General features: G+C 46.4%; 9 protein-coding genes. 7 read left to right on the top strand and 2 right to left on the bottom strand.

Features of this window, described 5'->3' with window-relative positions; all coding sequences use genetic code 11:
- Together FP815_16505 and FP815_16500 are read right to left on the bottom strand one after the other, a co-directional pair.
- The coding region (locus FP815_16505) for a hypothetical protein (GenBank protein MBA3016529.1) at positions 1-222 on the bottom strand (222 nt) is incomplete at its 3' end.
- A gap of 14 nt (positions 223-236) precedes the next feature.
- A complete protein-coding gene (locus FP815_16500; GenBank protein ID MBA3016528.1) occupies positions 237-980 on the bottom strand; it encodes a hypothetical protein in 744 nt (247 codons plus the stop codon).
- Between the two features lie 117 nt (positions 981-1097).
- Between FP815_16500 and FP815_16495 the strand changes: the two genes are divergently transcribed.
- From FP815_16495 to FP815_16465, 7 genes are all read left to right on the top strand, one after another.
- The gene (locus FP815_16495; protein MBA3016527.1) at positions 1098-1691 is read left to right on the top strand and encodes a restriction endonuclease subunit S; all 594 of its coding nucleotides are present in this window, start codon (positions 1098-1100) and stop codon (positions 1689-1691) included.
- Between the two features lie 23 nt (positions 1692-1714).
- A complete protein-coding gene (locus FP815_16490) occupies positions 1715-3247 on the top strand; it encodes an N-6 DNA methylase (protein MBA3016526.1) in 1533 nt (510 codons plus the stop codon).
- A gap of 104 nt (positions 3248-3351) precedes the next feature.
- Positions 3352-5832 (top strand): DEAD/DEAH box helicase, encoded by a 2481-nt coding sequence (locus FP815_16485; protein ID MBA3016525.1) that lies wholly within the window; start codon positions 3352-3354, stop codon positions 5830-5832.
- The gene (locus FP815_16480) at positions 5816-6208 is read left to right on the top strand and encodes a hypothetical protein (protein MBA3016524.1); all 393 of its coding nucleotides are present in this window, start codon (positions 5816-5818) and stop codon (positions 6206-6208) included. Before FP815_16485 ends, FP815_16480 begins: the two co-directional genes overlap by 17 nt.
- Positions 6209-6210: 2 nt before the next feature.
- Entirely contained in the window at positions 6211-7962 is a 1752-nt protein-coding gene (locus FP815_16475; GenBank protein MBA3016523.1) for an N-6 DNA methylase, read from the top strand.
- A complete protein-coding gene (locus FP815_16470) occupies positions 7962-9908 on the top strand; it encodes a hypothetical protein (protein ID MBA3016522.1) in 1947 nt (648 codons plus the stop codon). Before FP815_16475 ends, FP815_16470 begins: the two co-directional genes overlap by 1 nt.
- 2 nt (positions 9909-9910) lie before the next feature.
- A partial coding sequence (locus FP815_16465; protein MBA3016521.1) for an AAA family ATPase occupies positions 9911-10945 on the top strand: 1035 nt, incomplete at its 3' end.

Below are 10945 nucleotides of genomic sequence, written 5' to 3'. Positions count from 1 at the left end.
TGAACATTTTTTTTCATTGTTATTTAAATTTGTTTTATAGTTACTAAAAGTTAATTTTCCTTCAGTATAAATTTGTTGAAGTTCATTTACTGTTTTTTCTATAATTTTATTAGTTTTTACTTCTTCTAGTTGCCATATATCATTAAGTATTTTTCTTTTTAATTTGTATGTATTTTCATCAATTTTTATTTCAATATTTTTCTGGAATGATGATGTTCCCATGATATCACCTATGATTATTTATTATTTTTATAAATTGTTGCCTTAGTTAGTTCTTTATCGATATCAAAAAATAGATATCCATCCATGATTAGCCTGCAAATATGATTTTTTCCATTTACCCCTAACTTTCCAGATGTAATTAACTTCCATGTGATATGTTCTATTATAGAAAAAAAATTACTAATCCGTTCTTTGTCTATAAATGAAACATTGTTACGCCCTAGTCTCAGGAGTAATAATGCGTTTGTTAGCCTTGGATTCCGAGCGAGATCTTCTGCTAAAGCAACTCTATATTGGTATCCATGATTGGGTAATTCGTTACACATTAGTTTTGTGCGAAGGATGTTTTTAGGCTTTAGTGCTTCATCCCTGGTTTTTACTTCCCACAGTTCTTTGCTGGTTTGGGTTTCTACGAGAATGTCAGGATAATGACGATGCTGAACACCATCCAAAATGTAATTTATTACAAGTGGTTGCTCATAAAAGCTTAGCACTTCCGGGTCGGCATCTAGTAAACGGTATGCATTGAGCTCATGAGGGGATTCCCACTGAATCATTCTCTTCATCTTTGACGATGGAAATTTGCCAGTTGGGCGAGCTCTTGAGCGTGAGACTACCTTGCGAGATCTCAGCCTTCCTTCTGAAGGTTTGTTGATTGATATGATTTGGCCATCGACTTTCCCTCGTATTAATGATAAGTTGCTGTGATACAAAGAAATTCCGCCATCCTCTGTGGCGAGTGATGAACTGATTTGCATATTAATTCTCCTTTTTTAGAGTCAGGCGATTAATGAGTATTTTTTTTGTATCATTGCAATTGGTACAATCAAATTACTTGACGCCTGGCGTGTTTGTCAAGTAATTTATGCATCATTATGAATGATACAATGTCTGTTGTGCAGAAACTGGCTTCTTTGGCGTCTATTTCTGGAGGGTATTCCTTCCGGGGGGCAGTCCCTGAAGTCGCTGGAGGACCCCTACGTGTCGTGCAAATGAAGGACGTATGTACTGACGGCACGCTTTCATGGGAAACCACACTGCGTGCGGAAATGCCAAAAAGCCGACGACCTCTAAATTTGTTGCAGCAAGACGATGTGCTCGTGCTTTCGCGTGGTCTTCGATACTCTGCTACTCATGTAAATTCAATTCCAGGCCCAGCACTGTGCACTCTTCATTTTTTTCTGATCCGAGCAAATAAGGGATCTCCATTGGCAATGGATTTTTTAGCATGGCAGATCAATCAGGATCCTGCTCAACGGTACTTGATTCAAAACGCTGAGGGGTCTGCGCAGCGGAGTATTAGGAGAAGCGTACTAGAGGATTTGTTGATCGTGTTGCCACCAATTGAAATACAGCGGCTGGTAGTGGAATTGGATCGTCAGGCCAAAGCAGAAAGAGATAAGCTACAAACACTTATTGATAATCGCACCAAACAACTAAAATTGCTGGCGAAAGAATTGTTAAAATAATTAACCCTCTTGATCAGTTAAAAATGTCTTCTTTAAAAGAACTAGTCGCCATTCGCATCGAACGTGCATTTCGTTTTTTTCCTAGCACGGTCCCTCGAAGTATTTCCTGGCAATACATCCTGTCTGTGTTTTTTTTGAAATGTGTATCTGATATTTGGGAGGAGAGTAACCTCAAAAGAGGAAGAATAACTGATAGTAATTTAGATCCAGAGGGAACAAATGCTCTTTCTGGTCATTTCGAAATGCCACCCGAGGCCAATTTCTATGGCTTGTTTGAAGATAGTAAAAATCCCTATAATCATATTCGTATAGCCAAGGCCTTGCGCTCTCTTGAGCTTGCCAATCTCGATGAACTCGGAGATGTTTTTAGGGGAATTGATTTTGATTCTTATTTGATAGGCAATCAAGAGAAGAGGGATGAGATTGCTCGCTATCTTCTTTGTGAGTTTGGCGGGCTTGAGCTAAAACTATCTCGCGAATTACTGGAGCGAATCGATATATTTGGTGTAATTTATAGGCTACTTAAAAGTGAGAACATTATCGGGACCCTTGGTACAAAATTCGCTGATGATATGCCTCAGGAAGTCGCTACCCTGATAGCTCATTTAATGGACCCGAAAACAGGAGATGAAGTTTGCGATCCTGCCTGTGGCCCAGGTTCATTACTTAAGACCTGCGGGTCCTACATTCAACATCACTATGGATCGAACCAATACAAACTTTTCGGTCAGGAAGTAGACCATGCTACTTGGATTATTGCCAAAATGAATATGTTTATTCATGCTGGAGCATCGCAAGTTGAATGGGGAGATACTATTCGTGAACCAAAGTTTATCAACAATAACGTTAAGAAACTTAAGACATTTGATGTCGTTGTTGCTAATCCGCCATTTTCAAATGACTGGGGAGTTGAATTTGCGAGAGGTGACATTTTTTGCCGATTTCATAGAGGCGTCCCGCCTCGAACAAAAGGCGTAACATACGCATTCATTTCTCATATGGTGGAAATTATGAAGCCAGAATCAGGGCGTATGGCTGTTGTAATTCCACTTGGAATTCTTTTCCGAAGCGCAACTGAAGGTGATATCCGTAGAAAACTGATCGAAGAAAATCTGATTGATTCCGTCATCGCCCTTCCTCCTAAGTTGTTTAGTGGTGTTAGTAGTCAAGTTGCTATTCTTTTGCTGCGGAAGACAAAGAATGACACAAATATTTTTTTTATTGATGCCAGTCATAATTTTGAAGTAGGAAAGCATCAAAGTGTTTTAAAAGACAAATATGTTAACAATATAATTGATTTGTACAATAAAAGGGAAAATGTAAGTAATTTTAGTTACTTGGCAACTTTGTCTGAAATTACTACCAATAAATTCAACCTAAATTTTTCTCTCTATCTAAACTCATTTGCAATAGATGAAAATGTTATTGATGATGAAGATAAGTTATCTTTGTCAGAGTTATATAATGAGAGAAATATTTTAAAAGATGATTTTGAAAAAATTGAATCACATATTGAAATGAGTATAAATGAATTAAAAGAGAGACTAGGGATGTAATTACTTCCTTTCTCTACAGTTCTGGAGCAATATCACCAGGGCTTTTAAATGTGAATAATGGAGACAGTATCTAGGGTTGATTAACTCATCAGGCCGGTTTTTCAATGAACAAAAAAGACCTCAGCGAACGCGATATCTGCACCAAGTTCATCACCCCGGCGATCCAGGGGGCGGGATGGCAGCAGGTACAATTCCGCGAAGAGGTCAATCTTACTGCCGGGCGCGTTATGGTCCGTGGAAAGTTGGCTTACCGACTACAAAACCCCGAGGCAGCGGGTGGACCTAAGCGAGCCGACTATGTTCTTTATGCTAAGCCCAATGTCCCTCTCGCCATAATCGAGGCCAAACGCAATATCTACGAAGTTGGCAAGGGCATGCCACAGGCACTCGAATATGCCGAAATGCTCGATGCTCCCATCGCCATCAGCTCAAACGGCGATGGTTTCCTCCTTCATGACCGAACTGGTATCACCCAGCCCACCGAACGTGAATTAACCCTCGAAGAGTTTCCGGCCTATGATGATCTCTGGGCTATTTACCAGCTGTGGAAAGGCCTGGAGTCGGAACCTCAGCGCAAGCTCATTTCCCAGCCTTACTTCACCGATGGAAGTGGCAGGGAGCCGCGTTACTACCAACGAGTCGCCATCAATCGCACCATCGAGGCAATATCCAAGGGCCAACAGCGCATCCTGCTGGTGATGGCTACCGGTACTGGAAAAACATATACCGCCTTTCAAATCATCTGGCGGCTCTGGAAGGCCAAAAAGAAGAAGCGCATCCTCTTCCTTGCCGATCGCAATATCCTCGTCGACCAAACCATTCAGCAAGATTTCTCCCCCTTCGGCGAGGTGATGCACAAGATCACCAACCGAAGTGTCAAGAAGAACTACGAGATCTACCTGTGTCTCTACCAGGCGGTTACCGGTAAAGAGGAATGGAAGCAGATCTACCGCCAATTCCCCGCTGATTTCTTCGACCTTGTGGTTATCGACGAATGTCATCGTGGCAGCGCCGACGACGACTCGGCCTGGCGTGAAGTTCTTGACTACTTTGCCGATGCCACCCACCTTGGCATGACTGCTACCCCGAAGGAAAAGAAGCCGGACAAGGGGGAAACCACAATTAGAGATCCCGAATACAACCTCAAGTATTTCGGGAACCCCATTTATACCTATTCGCTCAAGCAAGGGATCATGGACGGCTTCCTTGCCCCGTACAAGGTTATCCGCGTTGTCACTGATGTAGATGCGCTTGGTTACACGCCAGAAAAGGGCAAGCGAGACAAGCACGGCCAGCTCGTAGAACAGCGACAATACAACACTTCGGATTTCGACCGCGAGCTTATCCTCACCAACCGCACGGCCTATGTCGCCAAGCGGGTATGGGAATATCTTGAAGCGACCGATCCGATGGCCAAGACCATCGTCTTCTGTGATGACCAGCCCCACGCCGAGCGCATGCGGCAAGAACTGGTGAAACTCATCCCGGAGGCAGCCAGCAACCGGCGTTATGTCGTCCGGATGACCGGGGATGACAAAGAAGGTAAGGCCTTGCTCTCCTATTTCATCGATAATGATGAACCCTATCCGGTCATTGCCACGACCTCCAAACTTCTCTCTACCGGTGTCGATGCCAAAACCTGCAAGCTGATTGTCCTCGACCAAACCATCAACTCCATGACCCAGTTCAAGCAGATTGTGGGACGGGGAACCAGAATCCGGGAGGACTACAACAAGCTCTATTTCACCATCATGGATTTCAAAGGGGCCACCAGCCTCTTTCAAGATAAGGAATTCGATGGGGAACCTGTTACGGTCTATGAACCCGGCCCGGATGATCCCATTGTTCCGCCGGAAGTTGGAGGGGGCGACGATCAAGGTGGGATCATTGGCGATCCTCCTCCTGGAGGCGGCAACACTGACACCGGTGAGGATGAAGATGATGGTGGAGAAGACACCGGCGAAGATACCGGTGGGGGTGGCACTGGTGGCCGCACTCGTTTTGTCATCGATGATGTAAAAGTGACCACTGGTGTCGAACGCACACAATACCTCGACGAAAACGGCAAGCTCATCACCGAAGATTATCGAGTTCATCTCAAGGACCAGATTAAATCGACCTTGCTCAAGGAGTTTACCTCCCTTGATGATTTCCTGCGGCGTTGGAACGAAGCGGAGCGGAAGCAAGCCGTCATTGACGAGCTGAAGGAACAGGGCATTGCTCTCGAAGTACTTCGTGAAGCTGTTCCCGATGGGGATAAAATCGACGCTTTCGACCTTGTCGCTCACATCGCTTTTGACCAACCACCGCTCACCAGAAGGGAACGGGCTAATAAGGTCAAGAAGAGAAATTACTTCGGCAAATATGGGGACGAGGCCCGAGCGGTTCTTGAAGCCCTGCTGGAAAAATACGCCGATCATGGCATTACAAATATTGAAGATGCCAAAATTCTTGAACTACCGCCCTTTAGCGAGCTTGGCACCAAGACCCAGATTCGGCGAGGGGTTTTTGGCAGTAATGAGAGATACTCCAAGGCATTGACAGAGTTGGAACAGGAGCTGTATAGCAATGCCGAAGCCTCTTGAACAAAAAATTCAGCCGGATACCTTCAGCGATTTTACTCAGTTTTTAGACTATGTTCTGATTTCTCCGCAATATAGTTCGATTGTTACAGAATTAAGAAGGCCTGCCACCGACCGTTTTTACCTTAATGACTATTGGCACTCCTTTGAAGAATTGCTCCGGCCTTTCCCCGAGGCTCATAAGGCCCTCAATGGTTTTGCGTTTGAAAATTGGGATGAGGCCATGGCTTTCAGTTCATGTAATCTCAAGGCCTGTTACATTCTTGATGAAGATTTTGTAAACAATGGCCGTGCATTTATCTTGTTTAATCTTGTCGCCAGTAACTGGACATATGTTGCTCAGGTAGACAACCAATTAGAGTTTTGGGAGCACAAATAAATATGAACCTCAGTACCACTATCAAATCGATCCAGGACATCATGCGCAAAGACGATGGTGTCGATGGCGACGCCCAACGCATTGGTCAGCTTACCTGGATGCTCTTTTTAAAAATCTTCGACCAGTGCGAGGAGACATGGGAGGACGATGCCGAAGACCGTGGCGAAACCTACCGGTCGCCAACCCCGGAGGAATGCCGTTGGCGAAATTGGGCCGCATACAAGGATGGCAAACCGCAAAAACCGGCCACCGATCTGATTGCTTATGTCAACAACACCGTCTTCCCTGGGCTCAAAGAGCTCAATATCGAAAACGATCCCAAGGCCAAGGTGGTCCGCGAAGTCTTTGTCGATGCCAACAACTACATGAAGTCCGGCACCCTGATGCTGGGGGTGATCGAGAAGCTCGACGAGGCCATCAACTTCCACGACATGAAGGCCCGTGGGCAGATGGGGGCGATTTACGAGCAAATCTTAAACGACCTGCGTAGCGCCGGCAATGCCGGAGAATTCTATACCCCTCGGGCGGTCACTGAGTTCATGGTCCAGATGGTCAACCCACGCCTCGACAAACGAGAGACGGTCCTTGATCCTGCCTGCGGCACCGGCGGCTTCTTGACCGCCACCATTGACCATTTCGAGAAACAACTCACCACGAAATCAAGCGCTGAAGATAAAAAGGCCATCGCCGAATGTATTCGCGGCATCGAGAAGAAGCAGCTCCCCCATCTTCTCTGCACAACCAACATGCTCCTGCACAACATCGAAGTGCCGAGCATGATCGAGCACCGCAATACCCTTGGAAGACCGTGGAACGAGTGGGGGCTGAATGAGCGGGTGGACTGCGTCATCACCAATCCTCCCTTCGGTGGCATGGAAGACGACACTGTCGGCAACGACTTTCCGTCCGACATCCAGACCAAGGAAACCGCCGATATGTTCCTAGTCCTCATCGTCAAGAAATTGCTCAAGGACAAAGGTGGGCGCGGGGCTATCGTTCTGCCGGACGGCACCCTCTTCGGTGAAGGCGTGAAGGCCAAGATCAAGGAATTGCTGATGGATAATTGCCATCTTCACACCATCATCCGCTTGCCCAACGGCGTCTTCAATCCCTACACCGGCATCAAGACCAACCTGCTCTTTTTCACCAAGGGCAAAACCACCGACACCATCTGGTTTTATGAACACCACTACCTGGAAGGGGTGAAGAGTTATTCCAAGACCAAGCCGCTTCGGGTCGAGGAACTGCAACCTATTGCCGATTGGTGGGGCCAAGAAGCAGACGGTTTCAAAGATCGAGTGGAAACCGAGCAGGCCTGGAAGGTTGATTTCAAGCAACTCAAGGAAGGTGCGATAGCCAAGGCTCAACCGCATTGGGACAAGGCCGAGACGCTCAATAATGAGGCCACTGTCCTAAATGAACAGGCCAAGGAGCTTCGCAGCTCCATCAAAGGTGAGAAAAAGGAATCAATTCGCAAGAAGGCCGAAGAGCAGATTCAGGAACTGATCGGACAGATCGAGAAGCTCCGCCAGCAAGCCAAGGATGAACAGGCCACCGGCGATCGGCATTACTGGCCGATCTATAACCTCGACATCAAAAATCCGAACGGGCCAGAAGAGGAAAGCCTCGACCCTGACGCTCTGCTAATAAAATACCAGAGGCTCCTCTCTGAGATTGAACAGACCGAGAACCAGCTCCGCGACGAACTCGCCGCCGCCCTCTCGCATCATTTCGAGTCCGGAGAGACCGCCTGATGGATTTGCAAACGTTTCGGGAAAATTTTGGACATATCGCAAACGCGCCGGACGGCGTAAAACGTTTACGAGAATTGGTCCTGTCCCTTGCAATGCAAGGAAAATTAGTTCCTCATGACCCCAAAGACCAATTGGTGAGTGATCTTCTTCACAATATTGAAATAGAGAAAAAACGACTTGTAATAGAAAAAAGAATTAAAGCCAAGTCGCTTTTGCCTCAGGTCAAACATGAAGAAGTACCATATGATCCCCCCAATGGATGGGTATGGGTTAGGCTTGGCAGTCTTGGAAATATATTTAACGGTAACAGTATAAATGCTCGCGAAAAAGAGCTTAAGTACAGGGGCGTTGCTGGTCTGCCATATATTGCGACGAAAGATGTCGAGTATGGGCTAAAAAATCTCAACTACAGTAACGGCATATTTATCCCAGAGAGTGAAGACAAATTCAAAGTTGCACATCAAGGGGCAGTTTTAATTTGCGCTGAGGGGGGAAGTGCAGGGAAGAAGTGTGGTATTACCGATAGGGATATTTGTTTTGGAAACAAGCTGTTTGCGAATGAACTTTATGGGGGGATTCCTTCAAAGTTCATACTATATCAATACTTGACGCCATTTTTCCAATCTCAGTTTAACGATGTAATGACAGGCATCATCGGTGGAGTATCCATTGCAAAGTTTATCGAGCTTTTAATTCCTCTCCCCCCTCTTCCTGAACAAAAACGTATTGTTGCCAAAGTGGATGAGTTGATGAGTTTGTGCGACAAGCTTGAAGGGCAGCAGCGAGAACGGGAACGACGGTTCCCAGTACTTTCCAGCACCCTGCATGCTCGCTTAGCTGATTCACCCACTTCGGCCAATCTCAAAGCTATTTTTGATGAGACTGAAATCGTCTCACCCGATAATCTTAGAAAAACCATCCTCTCGTTTGCGGTTCGAGGAAAATTAGTTCCTCAAGCTCCCATTTTAGCATCAGCCGAAGAGATGCTAAATCGTATCCTTGAGGAACGACGGAAATTAGGTCTCACCAACTCGACATCCGTGCGAGCAATTAAACCTGAAGGTGAGTTAGCCTTTAGCATTCCGGAATCTTGGCGGTGGCAGACCCTTGATGACCTGCTGATATTTGGCCCTAAAAACGGTTACTCTCCAAAGGCAGTTGAACACGAAACACCAGTTCGTTCTTTGACACTGAGCGCAACGACATCGGGGCGGTTTTTAGAAGAACACACAAAATTTATAGAAGAAAATATTAATCCAGATTCGGAGTTATGGTTATGCGATGGCGATATCCTTGTTCAGCGGGGAAACACAATTGAATATGTAGGAGTATCAGCTGTTTATCGTGGCGAACCCAATAGATTCATTTATCCTGATTTAATGATGAAACTCAGAATCTCATCAGAGCTTGATGTTAATTTTATTCATCTTTGTATGAGTTCAGAGAGTGCACGAGATTTCTTGCGTAGTCGGGCTTCTGGAACTTCTGGGACCATGCCGAAAATTAATCAGGCGGCGCTCAAGAGCTTACCTCTTCCCATTCCACCGGCTGAAGAACAGCAACGCATTGTCGCCAAAGTTGACCAACTTATGGCAATAGTAAATCAATTAGAAGAGTTGCAAAACAAAAAGAACAAAATTGCCGAATCTTTTGCCCAAGTGGTAGTCACATCTATAACTGGCATGGCAATTAAGGGAAAAGGAAAAATGAAAGCACCAAAGACCGAACTGGTCACCAAGCTCCAGCTCGAAGGCAAACCACGGTCAACAGAGAAATCACCCCTGGCCAATCTCATCGCCAAACACCAGGGCGAGATCACCGCCAAGGCCCTTTGGCAACAGTCGGGAATGGAAATCGATGCCTTCTACCAGCAGCTCAAAACCGAAATGGCCAACGGCTGGATCAGCGAACTGGAAAAAGGATTTATGAAAGAAGTGGAAGCCTGATCATGCAAATGCAACGACTCAAAATAAAGGACTTCCGGAACCTGCGAGATTTCGAGATCACCTTCAGCGGTCCTGCCGCCGACATCGATGGCGAGATTCGTGAGTTTAAAAGCCACGCGGTTATCGGTCCCAACGGCTCCGGCAAATCCAACATGATCGAGGCCATCGTCACGATCTTTCGCGACCTCGACCTGAACCAGAAAACGGACTTTGCCTACGAGATTGATTACACCTGTCGCGGTCATCACATCCAGGTTAACGCCATGGAGGAGAAGGGAAAGGCCTCTATTACCGAGAGCGGGGAAGATAGTCCGAAGGAATTTGCCATATCCCATCTTCAGCGCCATGCCAAGAAGTACCTTCCTTCCCACGTCTTTGCCTATTATTCGGGCCGTAACGAGCGGATCGAGGCCCTTTTCCAACAGCATCAACAAAAGTTCTACGATGCCCTGCTCGGCGGCAGCGATGAACTCATGCGTCGGCTTTTCTACTGCCGTAGCGTCCACAGTCAATTCGTTCTGCTGGCCTATCTTTTAAAGGAGGACGAAGAGTGTAAGCGGGTCCTTGCGGATTTAAACATACAGGATCTTGATTCCGTCCTTTTTGTCTTGAAACGCCCTTACTGGTTCAAACCGGACATGGCTGAAGAGATCCTCAACAACGGCGACAATCGTTTCTGGTACGCCCGAGGCATTGTCCAGGAGTTCCTCGACGAGCTCTGGAAAGTAGCGGTTGCCCCCATCGATCATACCGAAAACCGGCTGCTCGATTTCCGGGGCCGCAAGGAAAAGCAGGATCTGCTCTATGTCTTTGTGCCGGACAAGGAGGCCCTTGCCAAACTTGTAGAAAAAATCGGCGAACCATCCCATTTCTTCAAATACCTCGAAAGCACATACATCTCCGATCTGATTGACGAGGTCCGGATCAATGTCAAACACAGCGATATCGACGGTAATATCAATTTCACCCAACTCTCTGAAGGCGAACAGCAGCTCCTCACCGTCCTGGGGCTGATGCGCTTCACCCAGGAGATCTTC

Source organism: Desulfobulbaceae bacterium (assembly GCA_013792005.1).
Classification (GTDB): Bacteria; Desulfobacterota; Desulfobulbia; order Desulfobulbales; family VMSU01; genus VMSU01.
Note: the sequence above shows the minus strand (reverse complement) of the source record. Positions and strands in the feature narration are given on the sequence as shown.